Source organism: Luteibacter jiangsuensis (genome assembly GCF_011742555.1).
Taxonomy (GTDB): Bacteria; Pseudomonadota; Gammaproteobacteria; order Xanthomonadales; family Rhodanobacteraceae; genus Luteibacter; species Luteibacter jiangsuensis.
In genome coordinates, this window is record NZ_JAAQQR010000002.1 from 490,068 (window position 1) to 512,405 (window position 22,338).

22 protein-coding genes and 1 other RNA gene are annotated in these 22,338 nt (G+C 66.9%); 19 read left to right on the forward strand and 4 right to left on the reverse strand.

The features are described 5' to 3' along the window. Positions 1-110: 110 nt before the first annotated feature. From HBF26_RS05830 to pepQ, 4 genes are all read left to right on the forward strand, one after another. Positions 111-2,312 carry a DUF1631 family protein gene (locus HBF26_RS05830; RefSeq protein WP_167123994.1) on the forward strand — a complete coding sequence of 734 codons (2,202 nt, stop codon included), beginning with the start codon at positions 111-113 and terminating at the stop codon, positions 2,310-2,312. Beyond that, a complete protein-coding gene (locus HBF26_RS05835) occupies positions 2,309-2,656 on the forward strand; it encodes a PilZ domain-containing protein (RefSeq protein WP_167123996.1) in 348 nt (115 codons plus the stop codon). Before HBF26_RS05830 ends, HBF26_RS05835 begins: the two co-directional genes overlap by 4 nt. Before the next feature lie 16 nt (positions 2,657-2,672). Further along, positions 2,673-3,326, forward strand: coding sequence for a hypothetical protein (locus HBF26_RS05840; protein WP_167123998.1), 654 nt, complete (start codon positions 2,673-2,675; stop codon positions 3,324-3,326). A gap of 154 nt (positions 3,327-3,480) precedes the next feature. Beyond that, entirely contained in the window at positions 3,481-4,803 is a 1,323-nt protein-coding gene (pepQ, locus tag HBF26_RS05845; protein ID WP_167124000.1) for a Xaa-Pro dipeptidase, read from the forward strand. Positions 4,804-4,910: 107 nt separating this feature from the next. On the opposite strand, the gene HBF26_RS05850 is transcribed toward pepQ, so the two are convergent. Together HBF26_RS05850 and HBF26_RS05855 are read right to left on the reverse strand one after the other, a co-directional pair. Further along, entirely contained in the window at positions 4,911-6,203 is a 1,293-nt protein-coding gene (locus HBF26_RS05850) for an aminopeptidase P N-terminal domain-containing protein (protein ID WP_167124002.1), read from the reverse strand. Then, entirely contained in the window at positions 6,200-6,766 is a 567-nt protein-coding gene (locus HBF26_RS05855; RefSeq protein WP_167124004.1) for a UPF0149 family protein, read from the reverse strand. Before HBF26_RS05855 ends, HBF26_RS05850 begins: the two co-directional genes overlap by 4 nt. Before the next feature lie 94 nt (positions 6,767-6,860). On the opposite strand from HBF26_RS05855, the gene HBF26_RS05860 reads away from it, so the two are divergent. From HBF26_RS05860 to HBF26_RS05915, 12 genes are all read left to right on the forward strand, one after another. Beyond that, on the forward strand, positions 6,861-7,085 hold the full coding sequence (locus HBF26_RS05860) for a TIGR02449 family protein (RefSeq protein ID WP_166701332.1): 225 nt from the start codon (positions 6,861-6,863) through the stop codon (positions 7,083-7,085). Between the two features lie 8 nt (positions 7,086-7,093). Next, positions 7,094-7,402, forward strand: a complete 309-nt coding sequence (locus HBF26_RS05865; RefSeq protein ID WP_089975219.1) for a cell division protein ZapA — start codon at positions 7,094-7,096, stop codon at positions 7,400-7,402. Between the two features lie 8 nt (positions 7,403-7,410). Then, a non-coding RNA gene (ssrS, locus tag HBF26_RS05870) (6S RNA) lies at positions 7,411-7,593 on the forward strand. A 110-nt stretch (positions 7,594-7,703) separates the two neighbouring features. Further along, the gene (locus HBF26_RS05875) at positions 7,704-8,315 is read left to right on the forward strand and encodes a 5-formyltetrahydrofolate cyclo-ligase (RefSeq protein WP_167124007.1); all 612 of its coding nucleotides are present in this window, start codon (positions 7,704-7,706) and stop codon (positions 8,313-8,315) included. Continuing rightward, on the forward strand, positions 8,312-8,770 hold the full coding sequence (locus HBF26_RS05880) for an EVE domain-containing protein (protein WP_167124009.1): 459 nt from the start codon (positions 8,312-8,314) through the stop codon (positions 8,768-8,770). Before HBF26_RS05875 ends, HBF26_RS05880 begins: the two co-directional genes overlap by 4 nt. Beyond that, a complete protein-coding gene (gene rpiA, locus HBF26_RS05885; protein ID WP_167124011.1) occupies positions 8,767-9,423 on the forward strand; it encodes a ribose-5-phosphate isomerase RpiA in 657 nt (218 codons plus the stop codon). Before HBF26_RS05880 ends, rpiA begins: the two co-directional genes overlap by 4 nt. Before the next feature lie 127 nt (positions 9,424-9,550). Continuing rightward, positions 9,551-11,002, forward strand: coding sequence for a DNA recombination protein RmuC (locus HBF26_RS05890; protein WP_167124013.1), 1,452 nt, complete (start codon positions 9,551-9,553; stop codon positions 11,000-11,002). A gap of 159 nt (positions 11,003-11,161) precedes the next feature. Continuing rightward, positions 11,162-11,758 carry a GTP cyclohydrolase I FolE gene (gene folE, locus HBF26_RS05895; protein ID WP_167124015.1) on the forward strand — a complete coding sequence of 199 codons (597 nt, stop codon included), beginning with the start codon at positions 11,162-11,164 and terminating at the stop codon, positions 11,756-11,758. 2 nt (positions 11,759-11,760) lie between these two features. Next, positions 11,761-13,077 (forward strand): hypothetical protein, encoded by a 1,317-nt coding sequence (locus HBF26_RS05900; RefSeq protein ID WP_167124017.1) that lies wholly within the window; start codon positions 11,761-11,763, stop codon positions 13,075-13,077. Further along, complete coding sequence (locus HBF26_RS05905) at positions 13,070-13,831, forward strand: hypothetical protein (protein WP_240151223.1); 762 nt, start codon at positions 13,070-13,072, stop codon at positions 13,829-13,831. The genes HBF26_RS05900 and HBF26_RS05905 overlap by 8 nt, the downstream gene beginning before the upstream one ends. Next, positions 13,824-16,616: an AAA family ATPase gene (locus HBF26_RS05910; protein WP_167124019.1), complete on the forward strand. Its 2,793-nt coding sequence runs from the start codon at positions 13,824-13,826 to the stop codon at positions 16,614-16,616. The genes HBF26_RS05905 and HBF26_RS05910 overlap by 8 nt, the downstream gene beginning before the upstream one ends. 149 nt (positions 16,617-16,765) lie before the next feature. After that, complete coding sequence (locus HBF26_RS05915) at positions 16,766-17,833, forward strand: hypothetical protein (RefSeq protein ID WP_167124021.1); 1,068 nt, start codon at positions 16,766-16,768, stop codon at positions 17,831-17,833. Here HBF26_RS05915 and HBF26_RS05920 read toward each other — a convergent pair. Together HBF26_RS05920 and cysK are read right to left on the reverse strand one after the other, a co-directional pair. Beyond that, positions 17,827-18,207, reverse strand: coding sequence for a hypothetical protein (locus tag HBF26_RS05920; RefSeq protein WP_167124023.1), 381 nt, complete (start codon positions 18,205-18,207; stop codon positions 17,827-17,829). The genes HBF26_RS05915 and HBF26_RS05920 overlap by 7 nt on opposite strands. A 208-nt stretch (positions 18,208-18,415) precedes the next feature. Next, positions 18,416-19,372: a cysteine synthase A gene (gene cysK, locus HBF26_RS05925; protein ID WP_167124026.1), complete on the reverse strand. Its 957-nt coding sequence runs from the start codon at positions 19,370-19,372 to the stop codon at positions 18,416-18,418. A gap of 95 nt (positions 19,373-19,467) precedes the next feature. Here cysK and HBF26_RS05930 point away from each other — a divergent pair, with 95 nt between their 5' ends. The 3 genes from HBF26_RS05930 to HBF26_RS05940 are packed head-to-tail and all read left to right on the forward strand — an operon-like array spanning position 19,468 to position 22,317. Further along, a complete protein-coding gene (locus HBF26_RS05930) occupies positions 19,468-19,812 on the forward strand; it encodes an EF-hand domain-containing protein (protein WP_167124028.1) in 345 nt (114 codons plus the stop codon). A gap of 54 nt (positions 19,813-19,866) precedes the next feature. Further along, positions 19,867-21,048, forward strand: a complete 1,182-nt coding sequence (locus HBF26_RS05935) for a cation:proton antiporter (RefSeq protein WP_167124030.1) — start codon at positions 19,867-19,869, stop codon at positions 21,046-21,048. 9 nt (positions 21,049-21,057) lie between these two features. After that, positions 21,058-22,317 carry a TCR/Tet family MFS transporter gene (locus HBF26_RS05940; RefSeq protein WP_167124032.1) on the forward strand — a complete coding sequence of 420 codons (1,260 nt, stop codon included), beginning with the start codon at positions 21,058-21,060 and terminating at the stop codon, positions 22,315-22,317. Positions 22,318-22,338 lie beyond the last annotated feature (21 nt).

The window sequence follows — 22,338 nt, forward strand, 5'->3', positions numbered from 1 at the left end:
GCGGCGCCTATTCCAATTGCCCTAAGCCATAAGCGAGCCGCTTGTACGCTGGCGTGGCCGCCGTACGGCCGCCTAAACTCGCCCGACAGGGTCGCGGAGGACCTGATCGCATGAGTGCAGGCACGCAGCCGCCGTACGGCCGGACGGGACCGCATCCTGTCGCTCTGTCGCCGCGTGCCCAACGCGAGGCGCAGCAGGGGCTGTCGCTGTGCCTTACCTGGCTGGACATGCCGCTGCGCGAAGCGCTGCGCGACGTGGACCGCCGACTGTTTGCGGCGGCGGAAGCCAGCCGCAACCACCTGGAACAGCAGGCGTGTTTCGAAAGCCGCCTTATCGTCGAGCGCGAAGGGCCCGCCTTCCGCAACCGGTTCGCGGCGCACCTGTCCGATCGCTTCCGTCGCCTGGGTGACGTGCCGGAGGACAAGACGGGAGGTGCGAACCCCGAACACCTCACCTTGAGCCTGGTGGATCCCGAAGAGCAGGAGCAGTTCGATGCGCTGGCAAGCATGGCCGCGCGCGCCGAGGCGCGCAGCGCCAGCAGCCTGTTCGAACTCGGCTTCCGTCTGGCGGTGCTGGCGGGGAGCGCGCCGCTCGAGGGCGAAGCCTTGCCGGCAGGCCCCCGGGCCCTGACCGCCGCGCTCGAGGCCGCGGTGGCGCCGATGCCGCTGTCGAATCCGCACCGCCTGCTGCTGTTCCAGGCTGTGGACAAACACGTGCTCGGCCATGGCGACGCTTTCTATGGCGCCTTGAACGAGCATTACCGCACACGCGGCATCCTGCCCGGTTTCCGCGTGTATCCCAACGTGCGTATCGCCGCCTCGCCTGCCGCCGAACGGCGCGGCAAGGCAACCGATGCGTCTGCCGAACCCGTGTCGGGCGCGGCGCCGGCCACGACGGAAGGACACATCGGCGTGCTGGAAGGCCTGCGTGCACTGCTGGCCAGCCGGATCGAGGCCAGCCGCGGCGCCGGGTTCTCGCCCGGGCGGCTGGCATCCGACGACGAACTGCAGACCGCGCTGCTCGCGCTGCAGGGACACGTAAGCGACGTGGCGGACGCGGCGCAGCGGGAAATACGCAGCGCGCAGGCCCTGCGCGACGAGCTCGTCCACCAGCTCAATCTCGGCCGCCCCGCGGGTTCACCGCCGGCGGAACTCACGCTGGAACAGAACGACACGGTCGAGCTGACCGCGATGCTGTTCCAAAGCCTCGGGCAGCAGATCGCGGCCGCGAGCCCCGGTCGCGCCGTGCTCGGCGGCCTGCAATGGCCCATGCTGCGGGCGGCGGTGAACGACCGCGGTTTCTTCGATCAGGCCGAGCATCCCGCTCGCCAGCTCCTGGACACGGTGGGGGAAGCGGCACAGCACTGGCTCGACCCGGCCGAGGGCGAACCGGATGCGGCGCTGGTCGACCGGCTGGAGCGGCTCGTGGTCGAGGCCAGCCATGCGCAGGTCATCGACCCGACGTGGCGCGCGGACATCGAACAGCAGATCGCCCTGCTTTCGCGCAAGGCGCACGTGGCCGAGCGCCGGCAGATCGAAGCCATGGAGGGTCGGGACCGCCTGGAGCGCGCCCGCCAGCGCGCCACGGAAATCATGAACGAGCACATGGTCCGGGGCGCCGCGCCCCGCGGCGTGTTGCGCATCCTGCTGGAACGCACATGGGCGGACGTGCTCGCGCTGCACATCCTGCGCGGTGGCGAAACCGGCGAAGCCTTCCTTTATTGCCTCGGCGTCACCGACCAGTTGCTGGGCAGGCGCCCCATCGTCGATCCCCGGAAGCTGCGCCAGGACGTGGAGCGCGGCCTCGAACATCTGGGCATGCATGCCGCCGAGGCGGCGCAGGTGGCGGCTGGGGTCTTCGAACCGCTCGGCGAACAGCACGACGAGGGCCTCACGCCCACCGACATCGCCTTGCGGCTGAAACAACGACCACGCCTCGGCGAGGGCACGGCGCATGGCGAACCGGTCGCGCCGGTGCAGCCCACGCCCCTGGATCCGGCCGCGCAGGCGATCTACGACGGGTTCGGCAGCCTGCGTTTCGGCACGTGGTTCGAATTCGTCCGGCCGGAAGGCGGCGTCACCCTGCGCAAGCTCGCGTGGTTCTCGCCCGGCACCGGACGCTGCCTGTTCGTGAACCAGCGCGGCAGCCGCAGCGAAGACATCGACCTCACCCGCCTCGCCCGGCTCATCGCCAGCGGCGAAGCACGCGAATGGAAGGAACAGCGCATGTCCATTGTCGACCGCGCATGGCGCGCCGTCGCGCGCAACCTGCGGCGTGAAAACGCGCGTGAACGCATGGCGGGGCGCGCATGAACCGGGAGTTCGAACAGCGGCGCGCGCCGCGCAAGCGTGCCACCTCGCCCATGCCCGTCACCGACGTGATGACCGACCGCGTGCTCGGGCAGCTCGGCAACCTTTCGGCTACCGGCATGCTGCTGCTCGGCCCCCACGCGCCGCTACACGGGGGCATTCACCAGGTGGCCTTCACGCTGCACGACGCACAGCATCGCGAACATCGGGTCGAGATCGGCATCCAGGAGCAATGGCACGAACCGGCGGCGTCGGCCGGCCAGTACTGGTCCGGATATCGCATCGTCGCGGCGAGCGACGACGACGTACGTGCCATCGACGAATGGATCGGACCACCCGCGGACTGAACGGAAGCCCCATACCATGCTTTACGACGCACCCGGCGGAAGCCCACCATTCCTGCTCATGAGCGACGCCACCACCATTCTCGTCGACACCCAGCTCGAACGCGACGACGCGGCCGCGGCCGCGACGGACCTTTACCGCCACCTGGTGGGCGACGGCACTATCGCCCCCGTCCCGAACGCCGAGGAGGAGGCACGTTTCCGGGTGCTGGACGAACGCTTCGTCGCGGAAACGGGCATCCGCGCCATCGGCCTGCACGCCAGCGGGCATCGCTGGACGGAGGACGGTCACGGCGGTGCCCACCTCGTGGACGGCGGCCGGGAAAACGGCATCTTCTGCCGCTACGACGGTGGATTCACCATCCGCTGTCCCGAATGCCATACCGCCCTGTCGCTTGGCGACGAAGGAAGCGATGCGCTGGAGGAAGCGCTGGTGGTGTGGTGCGACGCGCCCGACTCGGCCTATGTGGCATGCCCCTCCTGCGCCACCTGGACGCCGCTGCACCACTGGCGTTCGCCGTCCCACGATTTCGCCGTGGGGCATTTCGCCATCACGCTTTACGGCGCGCACCTGAGAGGCCTGCTAGGCGGCAACGAGTACGCCGCCACGCTCCTGCGCCACCGCCTGGGCGACATCGCCGGCGATTACACCGTCGTCTTCGCCAAGGCGTAGCGCGCCTCCTGTGGGAGCCGCTTCAGCGGCGATCCCGCGACAGCGGGCAAGCCGCGTCGCCGCTGAAGCGGCTCCCATAGCCCCGTTTCCGGGCTTGGCTCCGGCGGCACGGAGGCGCACCATTGGCGTTTGCCCCACGTCCCCGGAGATACCCATGAACGACGCGCTGGCCGCGCTCTACCCCCAGCACCTCGCCACCTTGCGCGAGCGCACGGACACCGCGCTGGCCCGCGGCGGATTCGATCACCTGGTGGTGCCGGCGGGCCGGCCCATCACGAAGTTCCTCGACGACCAGGACTATCCGTTCATCGCGAATCCGCATTTCAAGCATTGGCTGCCGCTCGTCGACGCGCCGGGAAGCTGGCTCGTCTATACGCCGGGTGAGAAACCGAAGCTGGTGTTCCTGCAGCCGCGCGACTACTGGCACGTGGTGCCCGAGGCGCCGTCGGGATACTGGGTGGAACACTTCGACGTCGTCGTGGTGCGCAAACCAGCCGACGCGATCGCCGAACTGCCGGCCGCACTGTCACGCTGCGCCATCATCGGCGACCAATACTGCAGCCTGCAGGAAGTCTGCGCGAACAATCCGCCGGCCGTGGTCGACCACCTGCACTACCACCGCGCTTACAAGACGCCGTACGAACTGGAACTGATGCGCGAGGCCAGCCGCCGCGGTACACGCGGGCATCGCGCCGCCGAACGCGCATTCCGCCAGGGCGAGAGCGAGCTGGGTATCCATCTCGCCTACCTCACGGCCGTGGGGCAGATCGACGCCGAGTTGCCGTACGCGAGCATCGTCGGGCTCAACGAACACGGCGCCGTCCTGCATTACACGAACTTCGATCGCCGCGCTCCGGCGGAAAGCCGTTCGTTCCTCATCGACGCCGGTGCCAGCGCGTCGGGCTACGCCAGCGACATCACGCGCACGTACGCCGGCAGCCATGCATCCGAATTCCAGGCCCTGATCGACTCTGTCGATGCCGCGGAACGTTCCTTCGTGGCGAAGGTACGCGCGGGCCAGAATTACGCCGACCTGCACGTGCATGCCCACCACGTGCTTGCCGGCGTGCTGCGCGATCACGGGTTCCTCCGGATGAGCCCGGAAAGCGCGGTGGAGTCGGGCGTATCGTCCGCGTTCTTCCCGCACGGGCTGGGCCACGGCATCGGCCTCCAGGTGCACGACGTGGCGGGCTTCCAGGCGTCCGAAACGGGCGGCACCATCGCCAAGCCGGAAGGCCACCCGTACCTGCGCCTCACCCGTCCCCTCGAAGCGGGCATGGTGGTGACCATCGAGCCGGGCATCTACTTCATCGACATGCTGCTGGCCGAATTGAAGAACAAGCCGTTCTCGGGCGATATCGACTGGGCGAAGGTGGACGCATTCCGCCAGTACGGTGGCATCCGCATCGAGGACGACGTGGTGTGCACCGCGGGCGAGCCGGAGAACCTGACGCGCGATGCGTTCGCGTTGCTGTAAGCCGGTATCGGAGCACTGTGGGAGCCGGCCATGCCGGCGATCCCGCGGCAGCGGGCAAATTTCCCGCAAGCACCTATCGCCGCTGAAGCGGCTCCCACAAGGCGCTCCTACCGTTCCAGGGCTTCCGGGGATTTCGGCACCATCGCCGTCATGACTTCCGGCGCGCCCTTCGTCACCGCCACGTCGTCCTCGATGCGGATGCCGATGCCGCGCCACCGTTCGTCGACGCGCTTGTCGCCCGGCGGCACGTAGATGCCCGGTTCCACCGTCACCACCATGCCTTCCTCGAGCACCCGCGGTTCGCCGTCGATGCGGTAGTCGCCCACATCGTGCACGTCCAGGCCCAGCCAGTGCCCGGTCTTGCTGGGGAAATACGCCTTGTAGCTTCCCTCCGCGATGACGCGGTCGGCACCGCCGCGGAGGATGCCGACCGCGCACAGGCCCTCGGCGATGATCCGCACGGCGGCGTCATGGGCGTCGCCGAAGGACCGCTCGGGGCGCACCGCGTCGATGGCCGCGAGCTGCGCCTCGTGCACGATCTCGTAAAGCGCCCGCTGCTCCTTCGTGAACCGGCCCCCCACCGGGAACGTACGGGTGATGTCGGAGGCGTAGTAATCCACCTCAGCGCCCGCGTCGATCAGCAGGAGATCGCCGTCCTTCAACAGGGCCCGGTTGGCCTGGTAATGCATGATGCAGGCGTTGGTGCCCCCGGCCACGGTCGGCGGAAAGGCCGGTACGGCGCCCTGCCCCCGAATGCTGCGGAGGATCTCACCCTCCACTTCGTACTCCGCCACGCCGGGCCTGGCGATGGTCATGGCGGCCAGGTGCGCGGCGCCGGCCACTTCGGCGGAGCGGCGCATGAGCGCCAGTTCGTCGCGGGACTTGAACAGCCGGAGGTCGTGCAACAGGTGGCCCAGCGCCACCAGGTCCTTCGGCACCACACCACCGCCCCGCGCGGTGCGCAGGCGGCGCATCCAGGCCAGCAGGCGCGCATCGAAATCGGGTTCCTGCCCGAAATGGCAGTACACCCGCGAACGGCCTTCGATCATGCCCGGAAGGATGTCGTCGATATCGTCGATGGGAAAAGCATCGTCCAGGCGCAGTTCGCGCGCTGCGCGGTCGGTGCCCATCCGCTCGCCGTCCCAGCGTTCGCGATCGATGTCGCGCTCGCGGCAGAACAGCACGCTTTCGCCATGTGCACGGCCCGGCAGGAGGGCCAGCACGGCATCCGGCTCGTCGAAACCGGTGAGGTAATGGAAGTCGGAGTCCTGGCGGTAGGGCCAGGGGGCATCGGCATTGCGCATGCGCTCCGGCGCGGCGGCAAGGATCAGCACCGCGTCCTCGCCGGCCATGCGCATCAGCTCCCGGCGACGCCGGGCGTACTCGGTCGCGGGAATCAATGCAGCGTGTCGCTCGGAGGGTGGTTCCTGGGGCCGGCCTCGGCGTGCAGCAGCAGCGCGCCGACGCGAACGAACTCCTCGATTTCCGTCAGCGATTCCTCGTCGCCCTCCACGTCCTCGTCGAGCTCGAACTCGCTGGCGGCGATCGTCGCCATGTCGCGGAGCACCTCGCGGGCGTCCTCGCTCAGCTCTTTCGCTTTCTCGGCCGAGCCGCCGAGGCCGAAACCGCCGAGGAAGCCCCGCGTCCATTCGGTCAGGCCCTCCGCCCGCTGGGCCAGCGGCGCATCTTCTTCGGGCAGCCAGGGCCCGAAGGTGAGGTCGGTATCGGCCAGCCAGGCCTCGGTCTGGTGGCGCAACCGGGTCAGCATCGCTTCTTCGTCGGCGGTGGGCGCCGGATCGGGTTCGAATTTCAGGTCGTCCAGCAGCGATCCGGCGCCGAAGCGCCCGCCCGCACTGATGTACCCGACCAGCGACCCATGGAATTCGCTGACCGAGGTGGCCAGCTTGCAGCGCCCGATGAGTTCGGCGATGTCTTCGGGGTCGACGGTCTGATTGGCCGGCATGGCGGAACTCCTTCGGGCGTGGCACCGAAGTCTAATGCAGACGGGATGACCGACGGGCTGCCGACAACGCCGGGCGTCCTGTTATAGTCCGCGCATGACGAACCCGGATGCCTTCAAGACCGAACTGGAAGCCTTGAGCGCCACGCTCGACCGGCTCGTCGACACCGTGCGCCGGCTCTCCGAGGAAAACCGCAGCCTGCGGCACAGCCAGGAGCAGTTGGCCAACGAACGCGCAGGGCTCATGGCGCGCAACGAACAGGCGCGCAGCCGTGTGGAAGCGATGATCCAACGCCTCAAGGCGCTCGAGAACACAGGCTGATCCGTCACATGAATGCAACCGCCAGTGAACCGGTATCCCTGCGCCTGCTCGACCGCGAGTTTCACATTGCCTGCGCGCCCGAGGAACGCCCCGGCCTGATCGCGGCCGCCCAGTTCCTCGACGGCAAGATGCGCGAGCTGAAATCCAACGCAAAGGTGCCCGGCTTCGACCGCATCGCCGTCCTGGCCGCCGTCAGCATCGCTCACGAACTGCTCAGTCTGCGGAAGGAGCACGACTCCCAGGAACAGGTGCTGACCGACGGCCTGGCCTCGCTGCGCAGAAAGCTTGATGGTCTGCTCGACGCGTCGGTAAAATAACCCCCAGGCGTTCCCTGCGGTGCTCGCCAGCGCACTTTACATTTGCCTTGTTCCTACATACGACCCCGGGTCGGCTTTTCGCGACTGTTGTGCATGTCCGCCTCGTACGGAAAGCCTTGAAGTTGTGTAGCCCTCCCACCTGATCCTTTGGATCAAGGTCGTTTGGTGCGCAGCGGCATCGCGGAGAACGCCTCTCCTTTACAGCCGGCCGGTTCCCAGGGGGCCGGTCAGCGCCGTACCCGCGGCACCGGGTGCGGCGGCTCGACGGCAACCTTGTCTGTGCCGTTCAGCTGAACGACCCATGTCAAAGCTTCCCGAGAGACGTGAACTGCGAGCCGACCTCGTGCAGCGCCGCCGCCAGCTGAAGCCGGCCGAGCGCGTCGCGGCAGCCCAGGGGTTGCGCCAGTCGCTGGAACAATTGCCGGAATTCCTCACCGACACGCATGTGGCCGGCTATTGGGCCACGGGTGGCGAGTTGCCGCTCAACCTGGCCATCGCGCCCATGGCCGAACGCGGGCAGACCTTCTACCTCCCCGTCGTCACGAAGTCGGGCGGCAAGCGCAGGCTCACCTTCGCGCCGTGGACCACCGGCGAGGACGTCGAAACCAACGAAATGGGCATCCCTGAACCGAAGGCCGCCCAGCGTATCGTCGAGGCCAGCGCACTCGACCTGGTGCTGGTGCCGCTGCTCGGTTTCGACCGCCGCGGGAATCGCCTTGGCTTCGGGGGCGGCTACTACGATCGCAGCTTCGAGTTCCTGCGCGGGCAGAAGCGCCCGGCCAAGCCGCTGCTGGTCGGCGTGGCCTACGACTTCCAGGAACTCGACGCCATCGAGACCGCCGAGTGGGACATCTCCCTCGACTACGTGGCGACCGACAAGGAACTCATCGACTGCACGGGCGGCGATGCATGAAGTACTGGCTCATGAAGTCCGAGCCGGACGCGTTCTCCATCGACGACCTTAAACGTAAAGGCGTCGAAGCCTGGGACGGCGTGCGCAACTACCAGGCGCGCAACTTCATGCGCGACGGCATGAAGGTGGGCGACAAGATCTTCTTCTACCACTCGAACACCGAGGTGCCCGGCATCGTGGGCATCGCGTCCGTGGCGTCGCCCGCCTATCCGGACGAGAGCCAGTTCAATCCCAAATCCAAGTACTACGACGAGAAAAGCACGCGCGAGCAACCGCGCTGGGTGCTGGTCGACGTGAAATTCGAGCGCAAGCTGGCACGCACCATCTCGCTCGAGGAACTGAAAGGCATCGACGAACTCGCCGACATGCCGCTGGTGCGCAAGGGCAATCGCCTTTCCGTGATGCCGGTGGCAAAGAGCGACTGGGATTTCATCCTGAAGCTGGAAAAACCATGAGCCAGGACAACGAGAAGCGTCTCGCCGCCGAAACCGCCGCGTTCAAGTACGTGGGCAACGGCTCGTTCAAGGGCGGCATCCTTGGCGTGGGCACCGGCTCCACGGTGAATTTCTTCATCGACGAACTGGCGCTGTACCGCGACCGCATCAAGGCGGCCGTCTCCAGTTCCGAGGCATCCACCGAGCGGCTGCGCAAGCTCGGCATCGACGTGATCGACCTCAACGCCGCCGGCCGCCTGGATCTCTACGTGGACGGCGCGGACGAGTGCGACCCGCACAAGTGCCTGATCAAGGGCGGCGGCGCCGCCCTCACCCGCGAAAAGATCGTAGCCGCCGCGTCGGATCTCTTCGTGTGCATCATCGACGCGAGCAAGCAGGTCGACGTGCTGGGCAAGTTTCCGCTGCCCATCGAAGTCATTCCCATGGCCCGCAGCCACGTGGCGCGCGAAATCGTCGCGCGCGGCGGGCAGCCCGTATGGCGCGACGGCGTGGTCACCGACAACGGCAACTGGATCCTCGACGTGCATGGCTGGCGCATCACGAATCCCGTGGAACTCGAAGCCGACCTCAACCAGATCGTCGGCGTCGTGGCGGTGGGCCTCTTCGCGAAGCGCCCCGCCGACGTGGTCATCGTGGGCAATCGCGAGATCTGAGACTGGAAGAAGGGATGATCGCCCGCTGTGGGAGCCGGCTGCGCCGGCGATCCCGCGGCAGCGGGCAGGCTAGCCGCGAGCACCCATCGCCGCTGAAGCGGCTCCCACAGTCGGTTAATCTCGCTCCATGACGCCCGAAACCATCCTCCTCATCGTCCTGCTGCTGGCCGTGCTGGCCTGCCTCGGGGTGCTCGTCGTCCTGCTTGGCCGTGGCCGGCAGGACGACGGCAGCGCCGCCCGCTTCGACGCCTTGCGCGACGACACGCGCCGCCTCGAAACCCTCATTCGCGAAGAACAGCGCGCCGGCCGCGGCGAACTCGGGGAGAGCTTTGCGCAGTTCCGCGGCCACGTGCAGGAGCAGTTGCAGACTGTCGCCGAGCGCCAGCACGAGCGCATCGAAGGCTTCGGACGCCGCCTCGACCAACTCACCGAGCGCACCGACAACGGGCTGCAATCGCTGCGCCTGGGCATGGCCGACGATTCGCGCAAGACGCGCGAGGAATCCGCGCTCACGCTGAAGCACTTCGGCGAGCTCATCGACCAGCGCTTCGCCGCACTCACAGCCGAGAACGAAAAGCGCCTGGCCGAGGTTCGTGCCACGCTGGAAACGCGATTGGGCGCCATCCAGCAGGACAACGCGGCCAAGCTCGAACAGATGCGCGCCACCGTGGACGAAAAGCTCCAGGCCACGCTGGAAACGCGCCTCGGGCAGTCGTTTCAGCTGGTGTCCGAGCGCCTGGAAGCCGTGCAGCGCGGTCTCGGCGAAATGCAGGTACTCGCCGCCGGCGTGGGCGACCTCAAGCGCGTGCTTACGAATGTGAAGACGCGCGGCACCTTCGGCGAAGTGCAGCTCGGGGCCTTGCTCGAGCAGATCCTCATCGCCGAGCAATACGCAGCCAACGTCGCCACCGTGCCGGGTTCCGCCGAGCGGGTGGAGTTCGCCATCCGGTTACCCGGCACCGACGACGGCGGCCCGGTCTGGCTGCCGATCGACGCCAAATACCCGGTGGAAGACTACCAGCGCCTCCTCGACGCGCAGGACGCCGCCGATGCGGAGGGTGCCCAGGCGGCGGGCAAGGCATTGGAGCTGCGCGTGCGCGAGGAAGCCAAGCGCATCCGCGCCAAGTACATCGCGCCACCGCATACGACCGATTTCGCCATCCTCTTCCTGCCCAGCGAAGGCCTGTACGCGGAAGTGATCCGCCGGCCGGGCCTTTCCGACCAGTTGCAGCGCGAATGCCGGGTCACGGTGGCGGGCCCCACCACGCTCACCGCCTTGCTCAACAGCCTCCAGATGGGCTTCCGCACGCTGGCCATCGAGAAGCGCTCCTCCGAGGTCTGGCACGTGCTGGCGGCGGTGAAGAACGAGTTCGGCAAGTTCGCCACCGTGCTGGAAAAAACCCGGAAGCAACTCGACACGGTGCGCAACAGCATCGACACCGCCGGCGTCCGCACCCGGGCCATCGAGCGCAAGCTGCGCGGCGTGGAATCGCTGGGGCCCGAGGAAAGCCAGGACCTGCTGGACCTTGTGCCTGGGTTGGACGACACCGATGCCGACGGCGCGGAAAGCCCGGACTGAGGGACATATTGTGGGAGCCGGCTATGCCGGCGATCCCGCGGCAGCGGGCATGCTGGCCGGCAGCACCCATCGCCGCTGAAGCGGCTCCCACAGAAGGCGGCTCCAGCGCGATGCAACAACGGTACAATGCGCGTTTGTACCCGCGAAGGAACCACCCCCATGAGCGACGACGCCAAGCACCGTCCGGTCAGCCGCGAACAGGCCGAAGAGGCCGTGCGCACGTTGCTGCTGTGGGCGGGCGAGGACCCGAAGCGCGAAGGCCTGCTCGACACGCCCAAGCGGGTGGTGAAGGCCTACTCGGACTGGTTCCGCGGCTATGACGAAGACCCGGCGGAGTACCTGCGCCGCACCTTCGAGGAAGTGGAAGGCTACGACGAGATGATCGTATTGCGCGACATCGAGTTCGAGAGCCACTGCGAACACCACATGGCCCCGATCATCGGCCGTGCCCACGTGGGCTACGTGCCCACCGACCGCGTGGTCGGCATCAGCAAGCTGGCCCGCGTCGTCGACGGGTTCGCGCGCCGTTTCCAGGTGCAGGAAAAGCTCACCGCACAGATCGCGCACTGCATCGAGGACACCCTGCGGCCGCGCGGCGTGGGCGTGGTGATCGACGCCAGCCACGAGTGCATGACCACGCGCGGCGTGCACAAGCGCGGCGTGTCGATGGTGACCAGCCAGATGCTCGGCAGCTTCCGCGAAGATCCCCGCACACGCAGCGAGTTCCTCCGCTTCGTCGGCGTCGACCGCCGTTAACCTTGAGCGTACCGGCCGACACCACCGTCCACGACGAACGCCTGCAGGATCTTTTCCGCGAGGGCGTCGTCGCCGAGGATTTGCCTGTTGTATTCCCGCTCCTGCGCGGGCGCGGCTTGCTACGGGCATTTTCCGCCCTTTTCCACGGTGGCGAGGCCCAGGTGCTCCTGCGCCTGCTCGTATTGCGCACCCTCGGCGCACGGACGCATGCCACTGAATGGACACCCCAGGAGATCCGCGATCAGCTCGCCTTCGTGGACCCGGTAAAGTTGGAAACCGTTGTGCAGCGTCTGAAGGATCACGATCTCCTCGTGTACGACACGGAAACCATGCGGTACCGCGTGGGCACGCTCGGGCGCAAGGCGCTGGGTGCCCTGGCGACCATGCTGGAATTCGAACACGACGACGACGACGGCCTCGGCTACCTCACCGCGCAGCTCGCAGCGGGTCAGTCGCTGGGTCGCATCTCCGCCGACGAACTCGGGCACCTTCTCTCGCGCCTCACGGAACTGAAAGAGGACTTCGACCGCGCGGTACTCTCCGGCTCCGAACATCGCATACGCCGCGCCGCCGATCGGCTGGAATCGGTGTGGACCTGGGTGGAGAAGGGCACCGAGATCGTCGCTGCCATCACCTCGGGAGACGAACTGGAACCCGCCATCCATCGTCTTGCGCAGGCGGTCGGCCGCGCGCAGAGCGCGCTGCTGCGCCAGGCGGGCGTGTTCCAGCGGGAACTCAACAAGATCGACCAGCACCGGGTGCACCTCGGTCGCACCGGGCTCTCGTCTTCCGACCTCGTCGGCTGGCTGCGGGCGCAGGATGCCTGGAGCCTCGCCAGCTTCGACGACGGCCAGTTACTGCTGCCGCTACCTGCCTCGTTTCTTCACGATCAGATCGCGCTGGACGTCGCCGAATACGAACTACTGGAACGCGAGCGTCTCGCCGCCGCCAGTACCGCCCTGCCTTCGGCCGAAGAGCCGCCTGACACAGCCGACCTTCCGATGGACGAGGAAGACCTGCGCTTCCTGGAGGAATGGCACGCCGAACTGGCCGCCATCGCGACGCCCCGCGAACTGGAAAGCACGCTGATCGGAAGCGACTACGCCCTATCCGCCTATCGCCTGTCATTGCTCGGGTTGCTGGGCGATCCCGAGTCAGCTGCGCTCGAAGGCGGCACGGCGAACCTGGCGCGGCTGCCGCTTTCGCTCGAAATCGACGCCGAAACGCCATTGATTGTGACAGACCTTCCTCAGATTGCTCTGGTGAGTTCGGGACGGTTGCGTCCGCATGAGGGCGTAAAGGACACAAACGATGCATGACGATACCGCCAGCCTGGTCACCCGCCTGCTCGCGCAACGATGGCTGCCGCGCGACGATGCGCAGGCACGCAAGGCCCTGCTCGACGAAACTTACCGCGAAGAACTCGATCGCCGGCTCGACGCCGTAGGCCTCGAACTGCGGGAACATCCCTATGCCGCGTACATCGGCCTCGCCGTATCCAAGAAAAGCGAACGCGCCGTGTTCGGCGGCAGCGACAGCTGGATATCCAACACGATGCAGCTGGACCGTGACGGCGTGGCGCTGCTGGTGGTGATCTGGGCGCTCATCATCCTGCCCAAGCGCCAGCGCCAGGTAGAGCGTCAGGAAGTGGAGGCCGCGGCCTCGCAGAGCCAGATGTTCGCCGAAGAGAAGCCCATCCCGCGCGACCCGACGATCTCACCCGTCATTGCAGAACGCACGTTGCTCGCCGACTTTGGCGAGAAACTCGGTGGCAAGACCCGTATCAACTTCAATCTCGGCACGCTGAATCGCCTCGGGTTCATCGTGCGCCGCAAGGGCGAAGTGGCCGAAGGCCCCCTGCTCGACCTCGCGTTCGACTACGAACGTACGGCACGCCGCATTCTCGACGGTGCGCTGGGCGATCTGCTTGGAACCGCCAGGCCGCAGGAATCGACCGACGACGACGCTACCGAATCCGGTTCGGCGGCGGCGCGATGGGCAAGCCCGGCGCAGGCACCCACGGACGATGCGGCGATGACCGAAGACGAATACGAGGAAAACGGCGATGTTTGACTTCCGCAGCCTCGAAGTCGTCCATTGGGACTATTGGCAACGCTTCAGCCTGCCCTTGGACACGAACATCGTCACCGTGGTCGGTCCCAACGGTTCGGGCAAGACAACCCTGCTCGACGCCTTGCGCACCCTGCTCACGATCGACTGCGCAGGAAATCGCGATTACAAGAGTTACCTGCGCCACAACGGCCAACCTTTCGCGTGGCTGCGTGCGCGAGTGGGTAACCTCCCGGGCCCCAGCGGCGAGCGCCCGTTCTTCCCGCTCATGGATCGCGAGGTCACCCTCGCCTGTCGCATACAAAAGAAGGGTGGCGAGTGGACGCGGCAGTATGCCGTGCTGGGCGGCGACGTCACCGTTGAAGAGATCGAACAGCGCAACGATTTCATGGGCCTGCGCGAATACAGGGTGCGACTGGAGGGCGCCGGCCTTTCGCAGGCCATTCGCCGCGTGCTCACGCTGGAACAGGGCGCCACGGACAAGCTGTGCCAGTTGCCCCCCAAGCAGCTTCTCGACCTCGTTTTTGACGTATTCGGCGACAAGGCCGTACTGGACGATTACCAGCGCGCGAGAAACGAGCAGATGGAGGCCGAGCGAGAACTGCACGGCCTGGAACAGCAACTGTCGCTGATCGGCGTCAGCCTGCAGGAAGCGGAAGCTCGATCGCGCTCGTACCAGGAATGGACCGATCTGAACCAGGAGCGTGTTTCGCTCGTGGCAGACGTCCTGCCCCGTACCGAACTTGCGGAAATTGCCGCCAGCGTGCGCGGCGCCCGGCCGCCCTTGAACGGCGTGAAGCGGCGCCTGATCGACCTCGCGCGGCAGGACACCGCGCTTACCGGGCAGCTCGAAGCACTCGATGCGCACGAGGCACGGCTGCGCATCGAACAGAACGATGCAGACGCCGCGCGTCAGGCCACGCAACGCAGCCTCGACGCCGCCCGTGCGGCACTGGCCCAGAACGAGCTCGTCATTGGTCAGGAGGGCCGCCTGCGCCAGATGGTGGCGGCCCAGGATGGCGCCGACCATGAGGAACTCGCGAACATTGCACGCGACGCCCGCGCGAAGGTTCGTGCCCTCCAGGACGAAGAAACCACCTTGCGCCAGGAGCTCGGTACGTTGACCGGCAAGCTGGCGGCGTGGCGCAGCGGCCGCCGTTACACGCCGGAATTCGAAGCGGCGTTCCGCCGTGCGCTGGACGATGCCGGCATCCGCCACAGCATGCTGAGCGAGATCGTCGAGATCACCCAGGCCCGCTGGCAGCCGGCGGTGGAAGCCGTGCTCGCCAGCTACCGCCATGTGGTGCTCCTCGACGATCCGCGCGACCGCGAGAAGGCGTGGAAGATCAGCGAGGCGATGCGTTACAAGCATTTCGTGGTGCCCGACCGGGCGCCGGCCGAGAAGCCGATGATGGGCTCGCTCCATGAAGTAGTGGAATTCTCGGCCGCCCCTCCCGATTGGCTGCTGCGCAACCTTGATCGCATCAAGCGCGTGGAAGACACCGGCGAAGGTGCCAGGCTTCCACGCGATCAGGACTGGATCACGCCGCAAGGTTACTTCCGCGAGCGCCGCGGTGGCCGATACCTCGGCGTGGACGACATGTACTTCGGCTCCGCGGCGCGCGAGCGCCAGCTGCGCGACGGCGAAGCGCGTCTTCAGGACATCGAGGCGCGGCTGCGTGCGATCACCGACGAGCGCAAGGTCGCCTCCGCCCAGGCGAACGACGCCGAAGCCATCCTACGCGGCGCCAATGCCAGCAGCCAGCTCGCCGATCGCGCGGACGAATTCAACGAGGCACGCGAACAACGGCCGCACCTGCAAGAGGACGTGCAGCGCACGGCGGATACCCACGCCGCCGCCGACAGATATTTCGAGAACGTGCGTGAGAAGCGCACGAAGAACTCTAACGACCGTGACAATGCCGCTCGCGAGCAGGTCGCCGTCCGCCGCCAACAGGTGGAGGCGGAGCGGCAGCACCAGCAGATGAGGGGCGACCAGTTGGAGCGCCTCAAGGCTTTCCGGGCGAAGCGCGTGCATGTGCCACTGGCGAAGCGCACTCGCGCCGCCATGGCCGAGCTGCATGAAACCTTCCAATCGCCCGCGGAAGTCCGCCGCGAGATCGAGAAGAACGAACGCCGTCTGAAGGAAGGCCACTTTGAAACGGACGCCAGCGTGCTATCGCTTCGCGACAAGCTCGCGGCGGACCACGAGGGCCTGAAGTCCGATCTCGACAAGCGCCGGATCCACCTGGAGCGTGCCGGCCGCATTACGCAGGAAGCGCGCGGCGCCTATATCCAGGTGCTTCGCAACACCGTGCGGCGCTACGCAAAGAACCTGAAGGTTCTCGCCGAACTCGCGGGTATCGGCGTCGACGTGGACCTCCCTGAACTGAGCAACGATGATTTGGCGCTGGCGTCGGCCGCGTTGCACGTGCGCTTCGAGTTCGACAAGAAGGGCTGGATCGGCATGGACGACGGCGAGGCGTCCGGTGGGCAGCAGGTGATGAAATCGCTGCTTCTCCTCGTGGCGCTGATGCGAGACGAAGATCGCCCTGGTGGCTTCGTGTTCATCGACGAGCCCTTCGCCCATCTGGATATCTTCAACATCGACAAGGTAGGCGCGTTCCTCAAGGCCACGCGCGCCCAATACATCCTGACGACGCCGGCCACGCACAACGTCAACGTGTTCCAGCCGTCAGAGCTCACGCTGGTGACCAGCAAGCGTCGGCCAGGCGCCACATGGGCCCAGCCGCTGGCCGTGCTTCGCCGGCGGGCCGAGGTGGCATGATGGCGAAGGCGGCCGACCGCCCCTGGGGGCCGCCCGACGACGATGGCATCCGCGCCCGTTACGCATCCGCGAGCCGCCTCGCCCGTGTACGCCGGGCGGCCAACGGGAAACGAAGCGTAGCCACGCTCCTGGGCAAGGAGCGCTCGCTGGTGATCGACCTGCTGCGCAGCGACAGCGGCTCGGTCAAAGGCAAGACCTTGTATGCGAAGGCGGGCAATGACCGTCACGTTGCCGACGATGCCGCGCACTACCTGCTGGTCCAGGGGTGGGTGGAGCTGAGCGAAAAGCGCAGGGGCAGCGTGTGGCATGTCGTAGCCATGCATTGGCTGGCCGCCGACGATCTGCGTGACGCCCTGAACCTGCCTCGACGTGACGCCGAATCGTCGCGCCGCGCCGACGCCCTTGCGTCGCCTCCTCACGATTCGCGACTTGCGGAACTGCACGCCAGTCTCCGCCCCCTCGCCACGCGTACCCTGGTTCGCCGGGCAACACTCGTAGCGAAGCTTGATGCCTGGTGTGCGGATGAGCGCAGCGGCAGTCGCAACACGTTCGCCCAGTTCGCGCTGGACGACAGCCATGGCATGACGGCAGCCGACTGGCAATGGCTGTCGCGGCACGTCGATCTCGACGACCTCGGCATTTCGCGGCACACGCCGGCCCTTTGGCTGCGCGGCCCGCTGCGTCTGCACTTCGGCGACGACAGGCGACTGGATCTTGCCGCCGTACCCGACATGATCGCGCTGAGCCCGCCCACGCTGGCAGCCATCGAAACCATCGAAGGTCACCCGCTCGGCTGGCTGCTGGTGGAAAACAGGACGAGCTTCGAGGACACCGCGAGAAAGGTCGGCGATCGCTATGCGGTGGTATGGATGCCGGGCTATGTACCCGACTGGTGGCTCGATGCCATGCAGCGTGTGGTTAGCCTCGCACCCGCACCCGCGTTGGTCGCGGCGGATCCGGACCCCGCCGGGATCGCCATTGCTATCCGGGCGGCAGTACCTTTTGGCTCGAACTGGAAGCCTTTAGCCATGTCGCCTGCAGCTCTGGCTGCGACGGGGCGCGGGAAACCCCTAAGCGATCATGACCGCAGCTTTCTCGCGGCCTGCGATCGTGCCGTTATCCATCCGGACCTCGCTGCCCTGGCCGACGCGATTGAAGATCGACAACGCAAGGGCGAGCAGGAAGCACTGGACATCGCTTCCTGGCTGGATCAGTAAAGGCCGCTTTCGCCCGGCACCGGGTTGTCTTCCCCGGAACCGTCCAGCGCGTCGCCGCTGCTGTTCGTGGGGCGCTGGCGGGTGGGGTCGTGCTCGTCGTAGTCGTCGTGGATGTACCGCGCGCGCCGTGCCAGCACGTACGCTGTCACAAGCGCACCGATGCCGACGCCGACGGCAACACTGATGGCCGGATGTCGGCGCACGCCCCGCGTGGCGCCGCCGAACGCGTCGCTCGCCATCATGCCGGCGCGCCCGGCGTACTCGCGCGCCGCACCGAAGGCCTCGCGCGGATGGCTTCCCATGCTCGCACCCGCGATGCGATGGGCGCGGCCGAGCAGTTCCTCGCGCACGCTCTTGCTACGGAAAAATGTCATGACAGGTGGCCTCCTTGGTTCGAGGAGACCAACCTGACGCCTGGCACGTGACGGAAATGCAGCGCCGATGTGGCTCCGCCGTGACCAGCGTAGGAGCGCGCCTCGCGCGCGACAGCTTTTGAGGCCATGACCTGGAGCTGGCGCGCGAGGTCGTGGACAGAGGCGAAAGGCTGTCGCGCGCAGGCGCGCTCCTACAGAAGCTCCACAGTCAGGGCAGACTGCTCAACCACGCCTCGTCGGTGCCTTCCTCCACACCCTCGAACAGGAACGTCGAGAGGTAGCGCTCACCGGTATCCGGCAGCATGGCCAGGATGACGCTGCCCTCCTCCGCGCTTTTGGCGTATTCGAGTGCGGCGGCCACCGTCGCGCCCGCCGACACACCCACGAACACGCCTTCCTCGGACGCCAGTCGGCGGGCCGTATCGCGCGCCACGACCTCATCCACCGGAATGTTCACGTCGAACACGTTCCGGTTCAGCACCTCGGGCACGAAGTCCGGCGTCCAGCCCTGGATCTTGTGCGGCGACCAGGGCTTGTCCTGGAGCAGCGGCGCGGCCGCGGGCTCGGAGACCACGATCTTCACCTCCGGCCGGGCCACCTTGAGCACTTCGCCCACGCCGGTAAGCGTGCCGCCGGTACCCCAGCCCGTGACGAAAGCGTCCAGTCTGCGCCCCGCGAAATCCTGCTGGATCTCGGCGGCCGTGGTATTGCGGTGGTAGGCGGGATTGGCCGGGTTCTGGAACTGGCGCGGCAGGAACCAGCCATGCTTCGCGGCCAGTTCCTCGGCCTTGCGGACCATGCCGCTGCCGCGCTCGGCCGCCGGCGTCAGGATCACCTTGGCGCCATAGGCGCGCATGAGCTTACGCCGCTCCACGGAGAAGCTGTCGGCCATGGTCGCCACGAACTTGTAGCCCTTGGCCGCGCACACCATCGCGAGGGCCACGCCGGTATTGCCGGAGGTGGCTTCGATCACGGTATCGCCGGGTTTCAGCAGCCCCTTCTGCTCCGCGTCGAGGATCACGGCGATGGCCAGCCGGTCCTTCACGGACCCGCCGGGATTGAACGATTCCACCTTCGCGTACAGCGTGACGTGCGAGGGGGCGACGCGGTGCAGGCGCACGATCGGCGTGCGGCCGATGGTGTCGAGGATGCTGTCATGAATCATGGAAGCTTTCCTTGGATGGGGTCTGCCAGAGTCCAAAGGTACTCCGGCGCGGCACGGGGCGACAAACGCCCTGCGTTCGCGCAGACTGCCGGTCCATGAATAGACGTCCCTTTGCCCTGCTTGCCGGCCTGGTCTTCCTCGCGCCCGCCTTCGCCCAGGACTTCCCCCGTACCCCGGCGGAATACCTGCGCCGCATGGATGCGAACGGCGACGGCCGCATCGACGAGACGGAATACGTGCGCTACATGAGCCAGGGCTTCCTGCGCATGGACGTGAACGGCGACGGCGTGCTGGACGCCAACGACGGCCCGATGCGGCCCGGGGCGAGACCCGTGCACCTGGACGAATTCCAGCGCAACCTCATCCACCAGTTCCACAAGCTCGACCGCAACCACGACGGCTTCCTGGGCGCGAAGGAGCTGGCGCAGCCGCCGCAATAACCTGCGGGAAACGCCATTGGTTTCGGCTATCCTCGGCGCTCCCGGGGAGGGCCGATGAATACGACCGAAATGTTCCTGATCGCCATGGCGATCATCCTCGCCGTGCCGTACCTCATCTGGCGCGTGGGGCGTACCGATCACTGGGCGCCGCTTGTGGTGGTGCAGATCGTTACCGGCATCGTCCTGGGGCCCGGTGTGCTGGGTAAGGTGTTTCCCGATTACTACGCCACCGTATTCGCGCCGCCGGTGATCGGCGCGTTGAATGGCATCGCGTGGTGGGCGGTGATGGTGTTCGTCTGGCTTGCCGGTATCGAACTCGACCTGCACGAGGTCTGGCGGCGGCGACGCGAATGCGGAACCACGGCCGGGCTGGCGCTGGCCGGGCCATTGATCGCGGGCTGTCTGGTGGCCGTCGGCATGCTGGCATGGCGCGACGGCTGGATGGGGCCGGCCGCCGTGCCCTGGCAGTTCGTGCTGGGCATCGGCATGTCGTGTGCCGTGACGGCGTTGCCCATCCTCATCCTTTTCCTCGAAAAGCTCGACGTTCTCCGCGAACCGCTGGGCATGCGCGTACTCCGTTATGCCAGTCTCGACGACGTGGCCATCTGGGGCGTACTCGCCATCATCCTGCTCGACTGGCAGCGGGTGGGCCATCAAGCGGCATTCCTCGTCGGTTTCGCCGTCGTCGCATGGCTGTTCCGCAAGTTGATGGCGCGCCTTGCGGAATCCGACCGCTGGTATGTGGGCCTCGTGTGGCTGGCCGTCTGCGCCTACGGTGCCGACTGGTCCGGCCTGCACTACATGGTGGGTGCCTTCCTGGCCGGCGCCGTCATGGATCGCGACTGGTTCACGCTGCGTGACGTGGACAAGCTTCGCCACAACGTGCTGCTGGTGATCATGCCCGTCTTTTTCCTGTCCACGGGACTGCGCACCAACTGGGCGATGGGCGGCACGGCCGTCTTCGTCGCGGCGGGTGTGCTGCTGGTGGCTTCGGTCGTCGGCAAGCTCGCCGGTGTCGGTCTGGCCGGCAAACTGCTCGGCTGGGCGCGCGGCGACGCCTGGACGATCGGCTGGCTGTTGCAGACCAAAGCGCTGATCATGATCATCTTCGTGAATATCCTGCTCGACCGGCAGGTGATCACCAGCGAAACCTTCACCGCGCTGCTCTTGATGGCTGTGGCGAGCACCATGCTCACGATGCCCGTGGTGAAGCCGCGCCTGAAACAACTCGTGTAGACGGAACCCATGGACGCGCACAGCCACACCCCCGTTCGCCGCGCCGCGGTGATCTTCATCTTCATCACCGTGCTGATCGACATCCTGGCGTTCGGCATCATCATTCCGGTGCTGCCGCATCTGATCGAACAGATGACCGGCGGCACGGTGTCGAACGCGGCATGGTGGGTGGGCGTGTTCGGCACGGTGTTCGCCATCGTGCAGTTCATCTTCTCGCCCATTCAGGGCGCGCTGTCCGACCGCTTCGGCCGACGGCCCGTGGTGCTGCTCTCGAACCTGGGGCTGGGCCTCGACTTCATCTTCATGGCGGTCGCGCCGTCGCTGTGGCTGCTGTTCGTCGGGCGCGTCATCTCCGGCATGACCGCGGCGAGCTTCACCACCGCCAATGCCTACATCGCCGATGTGACACCGCCCGAGAAACGCGCGGCAGCCTTCGGCATGCTCGGCGGCGCGTTCGGTATCGGCTTCATCATCGGACCGGCCTTGGGCGGCTTCCTTGGTGGTATCGATTTGCGCCTGCCTTTCTGGGTCGCCGCGGGACTAGCCCTCACGAACTTCCTCTATGGGTTCTTCATTCTTCCCGAGTCGCTGCCGCCCGAGAAACGGGCTGCCCGGTTCGAACCGCGCACAGCCCATCCACTGGGTGCGATGAAACTCCTGCGGCGGAATCCGCAGGTGTTCGGACTCTCGGTGGTGATGTTCACCTTCTATCTCGCGCACTACGTGTTGCAGACCGTCTTCGTCCTCTACGCCGACTACCGCTACGGCTGGGGACCGCAACAGGTGGGATACGTGCTGGCCCTGGTCGGTGCGTGCGACGGCACGGTGCAGGCCTTTCTCACCGGGCGCCTCGTCACCCGCTTCGGCGAACGGCGGGTGATGCTGGCCGGCCTGTTCTTCGGGGCCACGGCGTTTGCCGTCATGGGACTCGCGTCGGTTGGCTGGGCCTTCCTCATCGGCATTCCGCTCATGTCCCTCTGGGGCCTGGCCGGCCCGCCCATCCAGTCGATCATGACCCGGCACGTGGCGCCCGACGAACAGGGCCGGCTCCAGGGCGGGGTCACCAGCCTGGGCAGCTTCGCCGGGATCTTCGGGCCTTACCTGTTTGCGCAGATCTTCGCCTACTGGATCGACCCGGCCCGGACCTTCCATGTCTCGGGCATGCCGTTCCTCCTCGCGGCCGCCCTCGTGGCGGTTGGTATCGTGGTCGCGGCGAGGGCCACCCGGGGCGAACGGGGTCCCGCGCCGAGCCCGGAAAACGTGAGCTAATTCGCAAACTTCATCGTATGA